Here is a 19,584-nt window from a genome sequence, read left to right on the forward strand (position 1 = left end):
TTCGTCCTTTAATTCATCGGGTTCGCCCATCCAAAATCATTGATATAGTCTTGCTCAACTAATTCCGTAAAAATCTCTTCCACATCATCGGTGGTATCGAATTTATGTCCTGCATACTCAAGGATGTTATAATAGTCTGGAATTATGTCTAAAATAGCTTCTGTGCTTGCTATCAATAAAGCATGGTCGCTTAATTCAAACAAAGCAGATGTAGATGTTCGAGCTAGTTCGCTTTCCCTTTCGGGTAGCTCTAAACAAGCGGTGTCAACGGCTGTAATATTTAGAGCAAATTCAATACCACAATTAAAATTGGGATTGGTCGAATTATTAATCCCAACTTCCAACGTCCCAAAATCAGAGTTGGAACTTGCTTTAACCATGCTCTGATAAGATATGTAGTCTAAGTTAATCCCGTTATTCACTAACGTGAGAAACAAATCGTCCGTGATTTTTGCTGTTGCTTCACTGATATCTAACTCGACTTTACATTTTATTTGGTTGAGTAGTTTAGTCATAAATGGAGTAAGGTTCTCCAAATCTGACGAATCAAATAGCGCATCAATGTCCGTTCCAAGTCCTAATGAGTCAGCCAGTTGAATTAGTTCAACGAAATGATCTTCTTCAAAGAACTCTGCGGTCAGTGATATTTCACTGACACACTGAATGGACTCTTTAGCTAGTTTGTTGGCCAACTCATTTTTATAGCCATCAAGCATAATGCTTGGCGTTGATCGGCTTGCACTACTCTTTGATTGCAAAGGAATGGATGTAGTCTTTTGGGTTTTGCGACTAATTTTTTCTGCTGCTTGTGCCATTTCTCTGCCCTATCTGCCAAGGTAATAGTGGATTTAGCCATTTGTTTTTGCCGGAATTAGGGGGATCACGTACAAGATAGAGCCATCTTCTTGTGCAATCCCATCTCCAGAGAACATTTGCGTATGGCGCACTTGAGGATTTGTCTTGGCAAGCATTTGGAATGACTGCTCAAATGGCAATGCTGAAAGTGGATCTTCTATTTTTGTTGCACCGATCTGCCAATAGCGAGTTACTACTTTATTTACCATGATTATTCTCCTTAAATACCAAATTCTTCACTAAGATAGCTTTGTGTAGAGCGATCATCGTCATTTGTTCGCTCTGACTCACTCTTAAGCTCTGATCGTGCTGTTGATGTTTCTGCGGTTGCAGATTGCTTGCAATATTGTTTGATTTCCTGTTCAGCTTGGTAAGCCTGTTCTTCACTAAACGTTAGTGCTAATGGGCTTTTACCTTCACCAAAAACCGCAACGTTAATTTGACCATTGGTAGATGTAGTTAAGGTAAGAGATACCGTTTTTAGAGCGATCAGTTCAGTAAGCATAATGTTCTCCATTAAGAGTTATTGTTGATTTGAGTTAATGATAACTGGCTATTAGGAAATGCAAATTTCTACTGCATCTCCCAATAGCTTAAATATCAGTAGTTATACTTCTGTGTGGTGATCGCGGTGGTGTAATAATCAGGTGCAAAATTCGACCAATCGAAAGTGAAGCCCATGATTAATGCAACTTGCACCTCTGTTTTACTATTTAACAGGGCTGCATACTCTTTTTCGCTATGAGCCTCAATGTACGCTTTTTCAAATCCCGATTGCGCTAAGACTTTCTGGCGAATGGTTTTTGTCATGTCTGTTAAACGCTCTACAGTTGGTGTCCACGCTTTGGTCGCTTCGACAGTGAAACTCTCAACATGTTTATTAGCAGCATTAATTAAAGTACGTTCCATGTTCAAACTCTCACGACCACCATTCTGAGTTATGTTCTCAATCGTTTGTAACGTTTCAGTTTCAAGCTGTTGCGGAGACATTGCCATGAATTTAATAATGTTTTTCTCTACATCTTCCCCTGCCTTTTCTTGTGCTTTCAATGCAGCAAGACAAACCGCAAGATGGTATGTTTGAGTGGAAAGTAATAACGGTTTAGCTACTTCCGATAGTGAGGTTTGGGATTCCAACACTAAGCGTTTTGGTGCAACTTCAACTGTGTTCGTAGTCGCTGATTTGGTTTTGGTTGGTGCGGCTTTGGTTGCTATAGAATCTTTCTTTGCTGCATTTTGAGCAATAACAGCCGTTTCTGTTGACTTCGGTCGCTTCGCTTTTTCTACATCAGCAGCGTGTTTTTGAGCACACACAGAATCAAGGCATTGATCTTTTATAATCGCCCCTTGATTCAAACCCTTATCCGATAAAATTGCACAATGCTTTGCACAAGATAGGCAACCATTGTTGTATTGTTCTTCTCCAACGCTGTTTTTGCTTACTACTACTGGATTATCCACTGTTGAAAGCAAAACCACCTTCCCGTATTCCTTTTCCAGTTCGACAATTTGTTCTTCAAAATGCTTTTGCGTTTTTTCTTCAAAGCAAGAAGGATTGGTACAATCCGCACTTTTGGTGTCGTCCATAAACAACGTAGTTTGAACATCAGTATTAAATGGACAAGATACGCAATCTGACTGGCAGAATGTTGCACTATTTAGTGGGCGCTTAACGGCCTTTTTAATCTTGTCATTCAGAATGTTCACTGTCATTTTGTCGCGGATTACCGCAACGACAATGGCGTTTTGTACATCTTCTGGTAAAACCGATAATCTAGCCGCATGTCCCACAGACAAGACAAAACCATTGCTTTGTTTTTTTCCAATCAATGATTGAACGTGATCACTGGCTCGTAGCAATTGAATAGCTCGGTTAAACTTAACTTGCGACCATCCCATTTCACTTGATGCAGCTTTGAGATCACCATTGTGATTTTTGATAATATTTTTCAAAGCCCTCGCTTCATCCATAGCTCCCATAGCTGTACGGTCAATGTTCTCACTAGCACTGAGTTCTATTGCTTCCTGAACAGTCATGTGGCGAACAAGACAAGGTATCTGAGGTAATAGAGCCTCAATTGCAGTTCTGCGCCTTGTGAATCCTGCCACAATCTCAATGCCAGCTTCGACATAGCGACCTGCCACTGGTGTATGCACCCCTTTAACTTTCACAGATGCCAATAATTCGCTGTAATCAGCATCGGAAATTTCACTGCGTGGGTTCTCCCACTCGGTAGGAAGCAATAGTTTATTTGGATCAATGTAGATTAGCGTTGCTTCTTGATCTGCGTATGTGGCTGTGGCTGTAGTCGCTGCTGTATTCATGGTTTGTCCTCTTTAGTTAAGTTGAAACCAGATTAGCGCGAGTTTTAAGAATGCAACCCTTATAAAGAATGGTTAGTACCAATAAAAAAAGACCCAAACTGGATCTTCTTTATTGCCGCTACTAACGATGGGTTAGAGCGATATTAATTTTGCGAGAGCATAAAGGAGTATATCGCCCCCAACGAATGGCTGACATCTGTTACCTTTTGAGCTTGTAAATCAGTAATCAATTGTCGTGTTGATGATTCAGACCATACACCTTTCATTCTAGTGAGGTAATGTAATTTGAAATTAGCCATTGATTGACTTTGAAATAACGCAATATTGAGCTTATGTACAAATTGAATTGCGTCCCTGCTATCTCTATAACTTGAACCACGAAGAACAACATTATCAACTTCGCGTTGTAATATATCGAAGGTCATATGTTTGTCTTGCTCTATGGATCTAATCATACCGCTATCACATACTGACGAAGCTTTCTTTTCAGCAAGCCAATTAATGTGAATTCCTCCCTTACAGTCCACATAATCAACTTCGCCTATTTCTCCAACACCTAGAGGAACTGGATGGGCTAACGTAACAGAAACCAATCTCACCCTAGTTCCGTTCATAAATTGTGCTTTCAATTGCTGCAATTGAAATTCAGATATAAGCATAGAATCCCCCACTAAACTTAATGCGTGGCTGAGCATCATCTAAAGGATTCGTCCCGAATCCAAAGGGTTTGGATTTGGGACGAATTAGTGCTTTTTAAAATAAAAAACAATTAGTTAACCAACATTTGTTATGTTGGGATTTTTGCAATTATTAACCCCATTAAATAACACTATTGGTGTACCTCGGAACCTCTATTAAGCCAAGGCTTTAAATTCGGCCTCGCTAATAACCTTTGCCCCTTTTTTCTGAGCTGCTTGAATTTTACTGTTGCCAACTTTTTCGCCACACACTAAATAATCAGTTTCCCCATTAACGCTTTTCTGAGGAACACAACCTAAAGACTCAGCGTACTGGTTCATTTGTGAACGACTCATACTGCATGTTCCAGTGAACACAACATTTTTCCCTGCTAACGATGATGTTGAAGACGCTGTAACCATTTTTTGCTTAATGATTTCTTCTTTCGTATGAACCAAATTAAAACGACATTCGTTCAGTAGGAATTTCAACGTATCGCTATTTGCTAATTTATCGGCGACACTAACGGATGTAAGACTTCCAAAACCTTCAATTTGAATCAGTTGGTCACTAGAAATTGTTGGTAACGCAGAGATGGAGTGCTCTGCCAGTAATTTTTTGGCGCTGCCTCGCCCTAAATTACTAATACCCAAAGCACCAACTAATAAATAATCATTTAGTGGCTCTGAGCTTACTCGGTCAATTTCAGCAATTAAATTAGCCGCCTGTCCATCACCAAGCCCACAACCGACCAATTGGTGGTGTGTGATTTTCATGACTTTTTCAATACTGTCATAACCATTGTCCACCAACTTTTGAACTGTTTTTCTCCCAAACAGTAGTGCTTTGATTGTGGAGAAAAAATGAATAATTCGGCTTTCGGCACGACCGATGCAATCATCATTGATGCAAAACAACTGATCGCCATCTAATTTAACGACCCCATCGCAGCATGGGCATACCGCAGGAATGTCAATATAAGTGGCAGGAACAATAACTTCATGCAAATACGGAATAACTAAACCTGCTCTATATAGCGTTACAACCGCCCCAACCCCTACCTTTTTGGCTAATATATTACCTACGTGATGTCCAGTGGCCTTGCTTGTCATCGCTCCAGATAGATTAACGGGTTCTACATGAACTGTTGGTGTAATAACGCCACTTCTTCCAACCCCATATGTTACCGCTACCACTGTTGTTTGTACGGCTTCCTCATTCTGCTTTGCTGCTATCTGCCAATTATGATGGTGACTGTTGCTCCCCATTAATTTTTTAATTTCTGGTGATACAACTTCAAAAACAACTCCGTCAATTGGGTATTCGCAATTTCGCAGCTCTAATTCCACTTCTTTATGCTGTTTAGAAAACGCTGTTAGCGGCATTTCAATTGCTTTCATGTCTCTATAAAGCACGAGTTGTACCGCCCCTTCATTAAGTGCTTTCAAAGCGGCCTCGCTGTGATCGTTGGCATTAACAATACCAGCAATAACATTGCGCGGATTAGAGAAATCTTCTGATAGATGTTCGTCAAAGTAGGCTTGTGGCATCACAATCTCACCAACAGCCTCGGTGCTTTCATCGCCAATGATTCTTAGACCTTTGCTCAATAACGTCGTTATATCCGTTCCTACAGCTCCATCTCCTCGCGTGGCGAGTAAAGGTTCGGGGAGGTATTTACATGCTACGCCATCTAATTTACTGGTCGAGCGTATGATTGGATCTGGGATACCGCACTGCTTTGCGGCTTCGCCCACTTTCTTTAGCCAATTAGCGACATCTTCTGCCTTGTATGATTTATTAGTGCTTAGCATGGGAGATTGATGCTTATAAATCTTTCCCGATACAGCCTCGGCTTCCACTTGATGAAGAAATGGGTGGTTAGCATCAATAGCTCGAAGTTGTTCTAACTTTTCATCGTATTGTGCATCATTAATTGTCGGCAGCCCTTTTCGGTACTCCTCGTTGCGCAGGTGAAGCTCTTTAGCCAATGTATCTGCTGCAAGCTTTTTGAGATTTTCTTGAGATAGAAAGTTAAACATAGTGTGCTCCTTATTGGATTTGTAATGTCATCCTATGCGCTTATTTTTAAATGCAAGGCTTTCTTCACGATTACTAAATGATGCTATCGATGATTTGATATGAGTGGGCTTACATTCAAAAAACAGTCACATCGGTGGCTAATGCGATACTGCGTGGGTGTCAATTCGTTCTAACCATGCGGTCGCCATAGCTAAATCCTGATCATTTCGAAAATTGAACACTCGAATTCCATAATTGCTTGCGAGTCGTAAAATGAACTCGAAACTTTTGTTTTTTGTGTCTATGTGAGAGGTGGCTCCATCATCGGTATAGCACAGTAAAAACTCACTATGTTGCTTTAGCTCTTTACCTAAGAGTACATAAACTTGCCTTGCCACAATAAGGCGCTGCTCCGGCTTAAGACGATTAAATCCTTTTAGGTAACGCTTCGCCATTTGCTGTGCCAGTTTTTGGTTTCCGACATAATTGCCTGAGCCAATCCGTTGATCTCCAAATCCATCCCAAGGAAGCATTATTTTAGATTTTTGTTCCGAGCCGGATAAAATTGTAGCTCCCGAAATAAAAGGTTTTTCTACGCTATTCCCCCCTGAACGTTGAACGTATCCCTTGTCAGCTAATGAAGCAGCCACTCTGTACATGACCGTTCTAATTTCCGAAGGGGCTGTAGTGTTGGAAAAAATTGAATAATAGCGATGATCTCTTTTCAAAACGGCATCCTCAGTAACTATTCATGTATCGAAGAACCGCTTCGCAACAAGAGCTGTATGTTGCTTCTCGACCTGTTTCAAAGACAGTTTGATCGTTGACCTTAACGACTAATGTCCCATTTTCTTGTGGCTCAATAACTAGCTTGGCCGTACCGTTTTCTAAAGCAAGAGCGTTAGCCTGTGTGATGATTGATATAATGCTCATGTAAACCTCTGCCTAGTATGTGAATATTCCTCACTAGCGTTACATGACTTAAAAAAATGCAAGGTGATGGCGCAAGGTGATGGCGCAAGAAAAAAGGACTCGCAATGAGTCCTTTGTCTGTTCTAGATAAAAAGATTGGCGATGTCGTGATCAATACAGTTTCTTAGCACTGTAAAGGCCAGCATTGTTTGATAGTAATCCAACGTATCCATGACATGCGTCATATCTGTTGATTTACCTTGCGCTTCCAATTCACCCTCCACCATATCAATAAGTTCCATTGATTGATCTCGATATTGTTGGAAATGCTTACACTCCGAGTTATCTTCGTCAAATTGAATTGTTTCTAGCAAAATGCAGTTTTTATAACGTTGCTTGATTTTTTCAAGATCGTCATAAATCCCGTAAGCGTCCATATACAATTCATGCCCTAGCACCATTAGTTTCACTAAGTAATGAGCCGGTGCGCCTTGTGCATCGTGAATAACGAGGTTATTGCACTCAAAGCGAGAATCTAAACGAAACATATATTCAAAGCCATCCAACAGCACATAGCACGCATGATGTGCGTATGTTTCTTTAAAAATAATATCCCCATCATAATTAATGCAGGTTCTACCATTTTCTATCAGATTGTACAGTTGACTTAAGTACGGTTTGATTTGAGATTCTAACAATGCCATTGCGTCCGTCACGGACGAATGTGTGTTGTTTGCTATTCCTCTCGAAATTTGGCCGTTAAGTTCCAATGTTCTTATAGAAGTGTTTGACACAATTTATCTCCTAAATATTTTCCTTTCGGAAGTTGGTATTGGGAAAGAGAATCAACTCTCTCCCTTATACCGATTACACAACTTAAAGAATAACTTCTACGATAGGGGTAGTGACATAGCCAGTTACCACCCTAACACCTGTATCTCTTACTACGTTAGCAGCTACAAGCGCATCGAGTATTCCTTCGTTTTCGCTATAATCGTGAAGGGCTGTTTCAGACTCCTTAAATTTATAATTAGGGAGGCCAACAGTTACCAACGATATTGGCATACCTGGAAATAGGTCGGTAGTTTCAGGATCTACGGTATCAGCAGCTACCAAATCAATGCGTATCTGTTTGTTTTGATATGTAGATATTTTAACTTCACAATCATATCCTTTGAACGTCAATTTAGTCATTATAGTTCCCCTTTCAAAGTGTTTACTTGTTTTAAAGGAGCCAAAAAATGCAATTGAACGTCCAGTTCTTTCATCTTTGTAGAATCGATGATCGCAACATCAGGTCTTTCTAACATAATCCGATTTGCTTCATCATCACTACTACATACGTGTGATACTTGGTAAATCGTCATGTCGTAAGCCTCAATGTATAGATTAGAAAATGGTTTATCTTTCGTACTCAAATCTGACAACGTTTTAGCATTGTCTCCTGCGTACCGATTTGCCATTAGCTGAATATGATCATGTCCAGGCATCGTTGACACACAAATTCGATTATATTTATCAAATTGATGCTTGTGTGACTCTTCACTTAATGCAAAGTGTGATATCTGGTGAACCTTGCTCATGCTACGCACGAAGTAGCGATTACTAGAGTTTTCAGTTGTAAGTTTCATTGTTATCTCCTTTTAATTTGCTCTTTCGAGCTAAGTAAATATTCCGCGACTGCACGATTGCAGTGCCACTAAAGCGGTAGTGGCGCTTCTGCTCATAGAGCAAGAAATCCATATTAACAATAAAGCAAACGCTCTTTTTGGTGATATGGACTTTCAATGTAAAGCCTACTCAAGATAAATCTTGAGTAGGGCAATGGTGATTAGACTTTCAAATGGCCTATATAACCATCATGAACACCAAATAAAAATAGGTTGGTTTGACTTGAATCGGCAGGCGACCAATTATTAATGTCCAGACCTTTTAGTATGGTTTCCATGTAACCGTTGCCGGTTTCTTTGGCTTCTTCAAGTGCATTACTTTTTAGCCAAGCGTTCATTTTTTTGATGTTCGCTTTTGCATATTTGTAATTTGTTTTAGGGAATGGGGATGTAACGCGCCCAGACTTAGTTCTAAATACGTCACCTTCCAATAAAGGCATTTTTTTCATAGTGTTCATCATTTCTCCTTAATTAACGGCTCTTTCGAGCACTAAACTGGGTATCTTCTTTCCAAGGTTTCGTTATCATCAAAACCAGCACACCAAACAGCGCTTTCATGTGAGAGAGCGTCATATGGATTTGCTTTTCTGCTTTCTCTGCTTTTAGATGCCAGTTCGCCACTTAGATAGATTTTGAAGTAATATTGTTTTTCAACATCTGTTAGTGCTTCTCGCATGTTATTTCTCCTAATCAAGCCCTTTCGAGCTAAGTAAACATCCCGCAACTGCACGATTGCAGTGCCACTTAAGCGGTAGTGGCGCTTCTGCTCAAAGAGCAAAAATTCAGTACTATTCTTTATGTCCGTATTTTAACAGCAATTTCCGAGCTAATGTTCGATCTATATTGGCCTCAATCTCTACAAGAAATGAGGACATCGAAAGAATTGCAGACTCTAACGACGTTTGATCTACAGCTCGTCGATAGTTACGCAATGGATTGTCCACACTAGATAGGTAACATGGGGCTAGTACAAAATAATCATAGCCACTTTCACTACATCTATACTTATTAAGCCAAACAATTGCATCTGTTGGGTTCAAATAAGTGTCATACGTTTTGATAGCTACAGGTGTTATATGGTTATCCACTTGCCAGCCATTTTTGGAAAAATACTCCATAAAAGAGTCTTCTATCTGTGATAGTTCTTGTAACATGGTTATCTCCCAGTAAAGCCCTTTCGAGCGAAGTAAATATCCCGCAACTGCACGATTGCAGTGCCACTTAAGCGGTAGTGGCGTTTCTGCTCAGGGAGCTAGAAATCGTTATTACGAATGCATAGTTAACTGCATTGGTGATAACGACTTTTAAAAACGTTGTGATTGAACTTGGATGGTTTACGTTGATGTAGCTACAGATAGCTTGGTGAGGTGAGAGCTCGAATGGCTCCCACACAAGATATATCTATTGATAAAATCAGTCAAACATAATCACAAGACAGCTCTCATATCTCTATCATCCTCTTCCTCAGTCGTGGTGCCTTTTATTACGATAGACTTCGGCTCTTTACTTGGTTTAATCTTTTGTTTTCTAGGTTTTATATCGGTACTGTTTTTGGGGGAAGTGGATTCACTCTCTCTCGGTTCTTGCTCAGTATCACGAGCATCATCAACAATAATATCGCAATCCCACTTCAGATTTATTTTCTTTCGATGTTGCTTCTGGAGGTAGTTCCCTTTCTGATAGTTAAGCGTCAATTTACCGTTTTCAGACGATAGTGATAAGAGGCATTTTGTTAGGCGCATAATCGATGTTAGTCCTGCACCAGAGGCCATTGTGATTTTTTGATGTCCGTGAATTTCATTTTTATTCACATGATGAACTAACAAGATACTCGCGCCAGAACTTTTAGCTAAACGAGAAAATGTATTTTTAATAATTCGATCATGCGTTACTTCATCGCAATCACCAATGGCTTCGGTAACTGTGTCAATGATCACCAACTCGTAATTCTTAAACAGCATTTCTAGTTGGATTAAATAATGCTCGTGCTCTAGAACCCGTTCGTGAGAGCTGCCCGGTTGAATGACGAACGGGGTGGTTTCAAAAGTGAAATCCAAATACTGATCTAACTGTTCTAAGGTTTTTTTATTTAATGACCGGGCTTTTTCTTTCAACCGTTCGGTCAGTATTGATTCGCCATCCTCGGTACTTACGATGAGCGTCTTGCTTGGAAGTGGATTGGCCGTTAACCCTATTAGCGAAGTGCTACTAGCATTTTCAATAGCGATACTTAGTGCAAGGTGTGACTTTCCTATACTTGGTACAGCAATAAGCATCCCTACATGGCCTTTAAGGAGTCCATGTAAAATATGCTTCGGTTTATCAACCTCGGCAGTTGAGTTGCATAATTTTCCAAATGAAAGGGTTTTAGTATTCACTCTTCATCGCTCCCCACATAAAAGATCTTAATGTCTTCTTCTGATTTCCTAAATTGTACTTGAAAGTCCATTTCGATTTGACTGGCCATTGACAGAATATTTTTCTTTAACAATGCCTTAAATGTTCGGCCAACTTCTGTTGGTATCGATTGAACATACTGATCGACTAACCAATCGAAGCGTTTTCCATGAATGAATTCTGATTTATGAGTTCTCATGTATTTGAGAAAAGATCGAACAGTCGGTTGGCTATAGTTTCTCATCATTTGCTGCTCTAAGCGCAAAAAATACCCATGATCTCTTATGGCCTTAAGTAACCGTCTGTCTGGAACGACAAAAACATGGTTTGTTTTTCGCTCAATCGCCTTACCGTTTTTATTTTTAGAGTGATCATAAAGCAATCTGAAGTCTTCAATGAATCGGATTGGTGCTCTATCTATAATTTCCCCATCATCATCTAATTGACTTGCGGTGATATATGCAGAATGCAATTGGGCTATTCGTCTTTCGATTTTATCGTAAGTATCTCGATGGGGGCGTAATCCCATCTGTGTAGCTAAGTCGTACATGCTCATAGAAAGAACCACTGAGCCGCTATCTAGAACATTAAATGCATCCTGGGGGCTTTTGCTTGGTTCGGCATTGGGAAGTGTTCCATAGATTTCACTCCATGTGAGTTTTTTCCCTTTATTATAGGCTTCGTCGTCAAGAGTTATCATTGTGCCATACGCTAGTAACGTATCTAAGACATCTCTATGTCCTTGTAATAAATAATCTACGAATAGCTCTATTTTGTATTGAGTTCCATAGCTAGAGATCACCTGACTTTCTAGGGGAGTGTTGAAATCGGTCCCACCGTTTTTGGCTATTAGCTCCAAACGGGATTGCATGTAACTGTTCAGTCTTTGGGCTGGGTGAAAAATGGTCAGTCGTGAATAGAGCAGAGATGATATGAAGTTGTTTTTCCGATTTTCCTCTTTCGTCACTCTCAATGATCTGCGTGATTTTTCATTTGATTCTTGATCTGTCACTTTGCAAAACCTTTTTTTAAAACGCACAAAGATAAGTAGTTTATTTTGATTTCCAAAAACGGAGTCAACTGAAAACGATAAAAAACTAATTTTGAGCATTTGATCACATACAGAGGCATGATCCTTTAAGTTATTGATCGCCAGTTGCTGATTTATTGTTGCTACTGATATTTAAGTCAACTATGGCGTAGTTTGGTGAATTAAGGTGGCCATAGTCACCAGATAACTATATATCAAATCATCAGATAACTATACAGCGTTTTAATGCGTTCAACAGATAACTATACTAAAAACAAGAAAAGCAACAGATAACTATATATCAAATCAACAGATAACTATAAAAGTGCAACAGATAACTATAAAAGAGCAACAGATAACTATAAGTAAGCGACAAATAACTATAAAATATCAACAGATAACTATATTTTCAGCGTCACCCTAAGATCTTTAAGACTATAAGATCCAATAGGATCTTGTAGTCTTCTATACACTGCTCTCCACAGGTCGTTTGTGTGCACATAAACATTAGATTGGATTTTAAGAGCATCCAATCCAATGCTTATGCGTTAGTTGTAACCGTGAACATTATGCCAGACCTTAAGGTTTCTATGTCGTTAGCCAAAAAAAACCACCAGCGAACTGGTGGTAAATATGAGATCTACTATCTTTGGAAGGTTTTATTATATTGCCATAGCAAGCCGAGATACTTCTTTAAGCTCACCATGTTTTAGTTTCAATGCCACGTTGATGTTTGATGTTACACGAGCGTTATCAGCGATTCCTTGTTCAATCAAATTACGCTGTTCAAGCCAGTTTGCTACTTCATACCAATCATACAAAGGTGTTTTTGAAATCAAACGTAAGTAAGGTGACGGAAATGTGCCATCACCACGATTACCTTTAGCGAATTTTGATAATGCTGATCTTGTTAGGTTTGAAAGTTCTGCTGCATCTGATAGGCCAACGTATTGACCGGCATCAACGCTTTTTACAGTGAGCCCTACTACCTTGTTAACGTCTTTGATAGCGGAAATTACAGCTTGCTCGTAACTTACTGCTTCACGGTTAAATTCGATTAAGACAGTATTGCCCTTGTTCATTACGGTGCTGTCATCAGCTCCTGATTCATAGATTGAGTTAGTCAATTCTAAAAACACATCGTCATTAATGTTCTTGTCATAACTTGCTACTAACGCAAAATCGTATTCTTTCATATCTCTGCACTCCAATTAATAGCCTTTGAATCGGAGATCTAAACTGGGGATTAATAGAGGCCGCTAAGCGGCCTTTCTTATTAGCAAGAATGGCTATCAACCATTTTCTTTATCTTTTTAGCGTGGTTCGTAGGGTTTTTGGGACTACCGAATATTGCGATCCTGCAATCAACAATTTTATGTGTGCCTTCTGACTTTGTTGTGCAGTACAGAAAACCCACTGTGTGACCATTTCCCTTCGAAACAAACCGCCAGCCTTTATGAATTGCATATTCTATTGCAGCATTCACATCTTTTTTTGAGTGGTACTGTATAGGCATTCCTCCCGTGGATGTTTGTGTTTAGATCTCATTGTCAAAGAACAAATCACTGTTACCAGTGATCGATAGGAAAACTCCCATCTGTCTACAAGTGTAGACATGCAATAAAACCATGTCAACAAATGTAGACAAGTTCTTACGTTACCGTTAAGGGTTGTGGGTGTGCTGATAAATAGACTCAGGCTTTATGTGCGAGCCATTACGCCACTTTACTTGTAGTGCTGACCTACCTCCCCCCAAACACTTAATATTGTCGGTTTTAGGCGTTTGGGGAGCTTTAGTATTAACTAGATATGAGATATTGAGTCGCTATCATTTAGATAAATGAATATGAGCCATACGCCTGAGTTACGCACATTCCTCATTTCTTGTATGCTATGCGCCACTCTAACCTCTCCAAAAGATATACAGGAAATGAAGACCCATAAGACCAAACTGGTTTTGTTGAAATGTCATGGAATCTGTCCTTTAGGTTAGTGACTAATTCCATCGTATCTCGGTTTTTGAAAATGCAAATTAACCCAAATAACAAAAAGCAATAAGATATTGTTTTTAAACAATAAAATGCTAAATTCGTCCCAAATCCAAAGGGTTTGTTTTTGGGACGAATGGCGTTAGGCTGCTTGTTTTTCGTTGGCTAATTCTTTTTCTAGCGCATTAATGTTTTGTTTGAGGCTAACTATATCTAGCTCGTATTTGAATGGCTTTTTAAGCTCGTTATTGATCACTAGCAACTGCGCATTACTATTTTTAATTTTCTGTATTGCTTTGGTGTGGCAATTAGAAACATTGTCCATTGATTCAAATATACGATTTAGCACTTTGCGGCCAGTGCTATTTTCAAAGCTACCGAACTCACAAACGTAATGATTTGCCTTGCCTTTAATTTCAACTTCCCATGATGAAAAATATTGACGGGTAGCTGTGACCTCGAACTCACCAATAGATAATAGTGTTATAGAGAAACCTTTGCTGTATCGATATGAGCTCTTGATAAGTTCTTTTATTTGTTGATTAAACTTGTCGATATTATGGTTTAGAGCCTGACCTTTATAAGTTGCATCGTTGGTTGTTAGGCTGCTCATAGTTGCTGCGTCATGTTCGAAATTCTGCATGTTATTTGTCATATAGTTAATGTTGTTTTCTTGATAATTTTTATCATCTTCCAATCGGAATATCTTTTGTTTGTAGCTGCGTTTTAGCAGAGATAAGCGTTTTAACTCTTGTTGTGAGCGTACCAGTTCTAGCAATCTGCTATCACCGGATACTAATGCTGATAGTGTGGCAAAATCGATTTGTTCATTTTCAGCTTCATATTCTCGCGTATCGAGAGTGCCATTATTGAACTGTGCGATAAAGCGAGCCTTTCTATCTAGTAGGGCCGCAAACCAAGAATCTAATGTCCGTTCTGTGGAGTATGTGATCACTTCAACCTCTGAAATCCAATGGTTGATATACGCTAAGTTTTGTTGACGAATGATCCGCCCAATTCGTTGCTGTAGATCGCCTGGGCGCAAGGGTAAATCTGCGTGATGTTCAGCTACAAGTCTCTCGTTTAAATTCCAACCAGTCCCTAACTTGCTTGTAGAGCCAAGCAATACCTGTATTTTTCCTGCGTTGAAATCGGCTTTAAGCTTGGTTTTTTGAATGTCAGTTTTGTAATCGTGCACAATAGCGACTTTTAGGCCGTGTTCTGTCGTTAGTATGCGTTCTATTTCGTCATAGATAGAAAAGCTGTTTGCTAGCATGTTTTCTATGCTTTGCGCATCCCCGTAGCTTTCAACTTCTTTTTGTGCTTCCTCATTCCCAGAGGCGGCCTTGTCCATCAAGATCTTAAACGATTTTAACTCACTACTTTTATGGCGAGATGGACAGCTTCTATCTGAAAATATTAGCTGTGTACCGTTAAAATGCTTTACCTGTTCATTAATGGCGACCACTTTCTCGCAAATGGCATTTACTACATTGTTAGGGTTGCTTGCTTGAGGTTGAATGTGGCGAATATCTAATGATGTTTTTCTGGCTCTGTCTATGATGGCAAGCATATTGTTTTTCTTGCGATCTATATGTTGAGCGTCAATGACAATACGCTCGAATTCATCATCTTGCTCTTGTGATATTGGCAAGATGATGTTGGTTATTTTGCCGTTCTTTAGTGGTGGCAATGCAGGGCGACCATCAGCGAGACGAGGTAAACGCTCGGCTAGTTGTTCGCTAGATAGTACCTCTGCAAAGGTGCGATAAATCGACAAAAGTTCACTCAAGTTCTGGAAGCGTTTTAGTGTTGTTGTTGATTTTAACGTTCTCCCAGTTGCGGCTAGGCTGTATTCCGTTACTGGTGCTGAAAATTGGCGAATAAATGCATCGACTCTATGTAAGCCTGTGTATTCCAATTCAGGAGCGAACACTTTCAACCATGTTACCGCTTCGGTTATAGAATTGCTTAGAGAGGAACCCGTACCACCCAACACTCGACCACCGATTTTTTGCAGATGTCGTGCTTTCACAAAGAAATCCCATGCTTTTTTCGAGCCCTTGGCCGTCCCCATACCACGGACATTGCTATAGGTTGTGCTGTAAGGTTGATTTTTGAAAATTTGGATTTCATCTACAGCTAAGGTCGTGATGTTGAGATCTTCCCAAGTAATACTATTTAAACGTGGCTTATTCATTATTTGCTCTAGCTCTAGCTCTCGCTTTTCAATTCTGTTTTCAATTTGTTTTATATTGAAATTTTTATCTTCGCATTCATCTAATGAGAGTCTTAAGTTTGCTATTTCCTCTCTTATCAGTTCCATTTCAGTTTCTTTAGGGGTTTCTAATGCCCCAAATGTTGACTCTGGGATGATCAACAAATCAAAATCGGTAGTAACGGCTGTATTTAAAATCGATTCTCGTTTCTCAGCAGACAATTCTGATTCAAGTGTGATCACGTTTGCTGCTGGAAATGTTGAAGACATTGAATTAGAGAATTGAGCAACTAATGCATTAGGCATTGTGATCACTGGCCTTTCTGCCGAACCATATAATCTTTTTAGTATGGAGAACACACCTTGTAATATCAGGGTCTTGCCAGAGCCAACGCAACAGTCAAAGAGTACGTTTGAGTTTTGAACGCCTCGCAGAATTGCGCTTTTTTGATAGTCGAACGGTGTCATAGAGCACCCTTCGAGCGTTAGGTTTTTACTGATTTCACTATAGTCAGGAACAACAAATGAATTGTAAGTTTCGTTGTAAATACGAGTTAACTCTTCACGCCTTTTTGCACCACTCCAGATCCATTCATTGAATTCATTGGTGATCTCTTCAAGTTTGGTATTGGCTTCGGCTGTGGCTTCTTGGTTCACTACTTTTTTGCCATCGGAATCTAGATAAGTAATGGTGATGGGGGTGCCATTCATAGCACTTTCAAGTAATTGATCAAAACTCCGCTTATCTGTTCCCCATGTTGTATTCGAAGCCCCGTAGTAGCCATAGCCACCAGCTTTTACCAACCAACGTTCAGCTTGATACGTCACAATGAAGCTCGCTGTTTTACCCATTAAATTATTAGCGAATTCTTGATAGTATTTTTCTGGAACCCAGTTCGCGCCTAAAGACACGGTAATATCTTCGGCACTCAAATCATCAGGTATAACCTGTTCTAGAGCCGTTATATTTCTTTGATAATCGACATTGTTTTTAGCGATTGCTGCTGCCAGTTTTTGACGAACGTTGCCGCATAAGTATTGGGTTGAGTCTACGTCACGACCGCTTTCTGGATCGATAAAGGTAAGGTTGTTTTCTTCACAGTGATTTCTCGCTTCAACGGTTGTCACTGCCATTAATTCGGCAATACGATCCATTGAAACATCACCAGATTCATTTAAACATACTGAAATAGCTTCTTCGTAAGTGTTAGTGTGCTCTACTGGCGTGAATGGTTTGAATACTCGTTTTGTTAAAATAGCCGCTTTGTTATAACTTTCTTTTACTGACTCTTTGGCGTTGGGAGCAACATAATCAACTTCTAATGCTTTCACTCTTAAATACATTGAGCATTGGCTTAATACTGTTTTGTTGCTCGTTCTTGACAAGGCACCATAAGCTGCGACAAAGCCATTGTGTAGTAAGTTTAACGTTTCTCTGAGTTGTGATAATTTAACACTGCTTTCATTCGCTTGCTCTGCTTCCAATAGTTCTTTTAATGCATCTTTCACATCAATATAAGCTAAGGCTCTACGCTCTTGCCCTTTGTTTTTAAACCCGAGCTCCTTGTACACGGCTGTCTCCTTGCCGTTATCATCTAAGGTGTTTTGTACTCGTTGGTATACGTTGTGGTACTCAGAAAATAATTCATAGATGGCGACATCTGTCGCAGGGGTTATATCTACAATATCGCTGCTAACGTTGAGGGATTTTGCTGTTTTGCGATAACATGGTTTTTTGGTTTGGTTATCCAAGGCCGCATTCAATTCTGCTTCTAAATCGTCACCATCGAAAGCTATCTCGCAGCTATTGAAGCTAAAAGGGTTTGGCGTTGATATTTGCCCTATAACATGCTCTGGGTTATCGATGAAAAATTGATTGATACTAGCTCCGCTAGAGTGGTTGCCAACGTTTAGCCATGTAGGGGCTGTGTTCGCGTTGCGGTTCTTTTGAAAAATAAGGATGTCTACAGGTAGGTTGACCGATTCGGTTTTGAATGCGGAATTAGGTAAACGAACGGCTGCCACGAGATCGGCCATCTCAGCAATTTGACTGCGAGTTTCGTTATTTTTTTTGTCCATAACCCACGTAGAGACGACATAAGCGAGTAATCCACCTTCTTCTAGTTCTGATAGACCTCGAAGAATAAAGTAATTATGAATGCTTTGTTTTCCAAAACGCTGATCGTGAGCTTTGAACGCTCCAAATGGAGGGTTGCTGATAACGAGATTAAACTGTCCAGCATTTGGCAGCTTTGCATGCTCTAAGCGTTGATTGATGTAAATCTTAGCTTCTGGATTGGTGAGTCGCGCAATTTTCCCCACGGTTGGATCTAACTCGACCCCAACAAAGCGGCCTGTAAAGAACGGGTTGGCTAGCTTGATGAATTGACCACTACCACAACTCGGCTCTAGAACTCGGCCCTCTGTGAGTCCTAGTCGGCACACTGAGCGCCACAATGCAGTTACGATGAAATCAGGTGTAAAGTATGAATGAAGTACACCTTTTTTAGCTGTGTTAAATTCTTGCTCTGAGCCAAAGGCGTTTTTTAGATCGTTGTTTCGGTCATGACCAGATTCAAACGCTTTTGCCGCTTTTCCGTAACCAAAGAACCCATTCAAAATGGCAATTTCTTCCGTTGTTGCCGTTCTGCCTTGCTCTTCAATTTTGGACGTTAAGCTAACGGCATTGATTAGTCGATCAATATAGCTTTTGGCTAAATCGAACGCTGGTTGTGCTCGTTTGGTTAGTGGATTTAAAAAACTAAAAATACTTGTACTGTTCATGCTTGCCCCCCTAAGAATTGGTTTAACTTTCTTAGGTTAACGCTGATTTTTTTAATGCAAGGGCAAGCTTGAATGAATGATTTAGAGTGTATCTATTGCATGATCGGGGTGAGAGATTGCCAGTTTTCTAATTTGGTTTTATCAACATTAAAGTCAAACCCCAGCTTTTCGTAAGCGTGTTGCTGCTCTTCGTATTGAGTGAAAATATAGTGATCGCGCACAACGGGGAATTGCGTTCTGAACATCAGATCACCAAAATCAAAGCCATGTTCTTTTTTACGGTAAAACTGCATCCACAATGAGTTGTTGTTGAAAAAATCACGAACATTAAAGAGTTTTAATTTTTCAAGTTGGCTTTTGCTTTTAAACAAGTCTAGAGATTGCCATCTGTGCTTGACTTTAATAACGCCATGCTTAATTAAATGGTCAATGGCCTTGTCTTGGATATTCTCTGCCGCATTGGTAATGGATGTGTTTTGATAATTATGTAGCTGTGCTGATATGAATAACAGCTTGCCATGGTCTTGCTTGGCTTGAATTCTCAGATAGCAATATCCTTCATCGTCCCAATTGGCAGGGAAGTTTAAAGGAACAATTTCGGTATCGTAGTCTTTCAGTATTTCTACGGTTGTCTTCATAGTTTCTCTCTCGTTGCTGTCGATTGTAAAAATAAGAAAGGTGATCATTGAGATCACCTTATCTGTA

Annotated in this window: 19 protein-coding genes; all 19 read right to left on the reverse strand. The window is 39.8% G+C overall.

Features of this window, described 5'->3' with window-relative positions; genetic code table 11:
* Positions 1–8 precede the first annotated feature (8 nt).
* The 19 genes from EYW48_RS06735 to EYW48_RS06825 all read right to left on the reverse strand — a co-directional run bounded on the left by EYW48_RS06735 (position 9) and on the right by EYW48_RS06825 (position 19,517).
* On the reverse strand, positions 9–815 hold the full coding sequence (locus EYW48_RS06735) for a hypothetical protein (protein ID WP_277432049.1): 807 nt from the start codon (positions 813–815) through the stop codon (positions 9–11).
* A 33-nt stretch (positions 816–848) separates the two neighbouring features.
* A complete protein-coding gene (locus EYW48_RS06740; RefSeq protein WP_277432050.1) occupies positions 849–1,064 on the reverse strand; it encodes a hypothetical protein in 216 nt (71 codons plus the stop codon).
* 11 nt (positions 1,065–1,075) lie between these two features.
* The gene (locus tag EYW48_RS06745) at positions 1,076–1,360 is read right to left on the reverse strand and encodes a hypothetical protein (protein WP_277432051.1); all 285 of its coding nucleotides are present in this window, start codon (positions 1,358–1,360) and stop codon (positions 1,076–1,078) included.
* Positions 1,361–1,455: 95 nt separating this feature from the next.
* Complete coding sequence (locus EYW48_RS06750) at positions 1,456–3,180, reverse strand: ParB/RepB/Spo0J family partition protein (RefSeq protein WP_277432052.1); 1,725 nt, start codon at positions 3,178–3,180, stop codon at positions 1,456–1,458.
* Positions 3,181–3,323: 143 nt separating this feature from the next.
* Positions 3,324–3,878, reverse strand: coding sequence for a DUF4314 domain-containing protein (locus tag EYW48_RS06755; RefSeq protein ID WP_277432053.1), 555 nt, complete (start codon positions 3,876–3,878; stop codon positions 3,324–3,326).
* 156 nt (positions 3,879–4,034) lie between these two features.
* Positions 4,035–5,900, reverse strand: coding sequence for a BRCT domain-containing protein (locus EYW48_RS06760; protein WP_277432054.1), 1,866 nt, complete (start codon positions 5,898–5,900; stop codon positions 4,035–4,037).
* A 138-nt stretch (positions 5,901–6,038) separates the two neighbouring features.
* Positions 6,039–6,608, reverse strand: a complete 570-nt coding sequence (locus EYW48_RS06765; protein WP_277432055.1) for a hypothetical protein — start codon at positions 6,606–6,608, stop codon at positions 6,039–6,041.
* Positions 6,609–6,618: 10 nt separating this feature from the next.
* Positions 6,619–6,813: a hypothetical protein gene (locus EYW48_RS06770; protein ID WP_277432056.1), complete on the reverse strand. Its 195-nt coding sequence runs from the start codon at positions 6,811–6,813 to the stop codon at positions 6,619–6,621.
* Positions 6,814–6,935: 122 nt separating this feature from the next.
* A complete protein-coding gene (locus EYW48_RS06775; protein WP_277432057.1) occupies positions 6,936–7,586 on the reverse strand; it encodes a hypothetical protein in 651 nt (216 codons plus the stop codon).
* Between the two features lie 82 nt (positions 7,587–7,668).
* Positions 7,669–7,986: a hypothetical protein gene (locus EYW48_RS06780; protein WP_277432058.1), complete on the reverse strand. Its 318-nt coding sequence runs from the start codon at positions 7,984–7,986 to the stop codon at positions 7,669–7,671.
* Positions 7,986–8,423 carry a hypothetical protein gene (locus EYW48_RS06785; protein WP_277432059.1) on the reverse strand — a complete coding sequence of 146 codons (438 nt, stop codon included), beginning with the start codon at positions 8,421–8,423 and terminating at the stop codon, positions 7,986–7,988. The genes EYW48_RS06780 and EYW48_RS06785 overlap by 1 nt, the downstream gene beginning before the upstream one ends.
* A 200-nt stretch (positions 8,424–8,623) precedes the next feature.
* Positions 8,624–8,911 (reverse strand): hypothetical protein, encoded by a 288-nt coding sequence (locus EYW48_RS06790; RefSeq protein WP_277432060.1) that lies wholly within the window; start codon positions 8,909–8,911, stop codon positions 8,624–8,626.
* A 41-nt stretch (positions 8,912–8,952) separates the two neighbouring features.
* Positions 8,953–9,138 carry a hypothetical protein gene (locus tag EYW48_RS06795; protein WP_277432061.1) on the reverse strand — a complete coding sequence of 62 codons (186 nt, stop codon included), beginning with the start codon at positions 9,136–9,138 and terminating at the stop codon, positions 8,953–8,955.
* Positions 9,139–9,250: 112 nt separating this feature from the next.
* Positions 9,251–9,616: a hypothetical protein gene (locus tag EYW48_RS06800; protein ID WP_277432062.1), complete on the reverse strand. Its 366-nt coding sequence runs from the start codon at positions 9,614–9,616 to the stop codon at positions 9,251–9,253.
* A 273-nt stretch (positions 9,617–9,889) separates the two neighbouring features.
* The gene (locus tag EYW48_RS06805; protein ID WP_277432063.1) at positions 9,890–10,840 is read right to left on the reverse strand and encodes an AAA family ATPase; all 951 of its coding nucleotides are present in this window, start codon (positions 10,838–10,840) and stop codon (positions 9,890–9,892) included.
* The gene (locus EYW48_RS06810; RefSeq protein WP_277432064.1) at positions 10,837–11,970 is read right to left on the reverse strand and encodes a DNA mismatch repair protein; all 1,134 of its coding nucleotides are present in this window, start codon (positions 11,968–11,970) and stop codon (positions 10,837–10,839) included. The genes EYW48_RS06805 and EYW48_RS06810 overlap by 4 nt, the downstream gene beginning before the upstream one ends.
* Positions 11,971–12,551: 581 nt before the next feature.
* Positions 12,552–13,085 carry a hypothetical protein gene (locus tag EYW48_RS06815; protein ID WP_277432065.1) on the reverse strand — a complete coding sequence of 178 codons (534 nt, stop codon included), beginning with the start codon at positions 13,083–13,085 and terminating at the stop codon, positions 12,552–12,554.
* A 934-nt stretch (positions 13,086–14,019) separates the two neighbouring features.
* Positions 14,020–18,879: an N-6 DNA methylase gene (locus EYW48_RS06820; protein ID WP_277432066.1), complete on the reverse strand. Its 4,860-nt coding sequence runs from the start codon at positions 18,877–18,879 to the stop codon at positions 14,020–14,022.
* Between the two features lie 92 nt (positions 18,880–18,971).
* Positions 18,972–19,517, reverse strand: coding sequence for a hypothetical protein (locus EYW48_RS06825; protein ID WP_277432067.1), 546 nt, complete (start codon positions 19,515–19,517; stop codon positions 18,972–18,974).
* Positions 19,518–19,584 lie beyond the last annotated feature (67 nt).

This window comes from Vibrio sp. 1180_3, assembly GCF_029478545.1.
GTDB classification, from domain to species: domain Bacteria; phylum Pseudomonadota; class Gammaproteobacteria; order Enterobacterales; family Vibrionaceae; genus Vibrio; species Vibrio aestuarianus.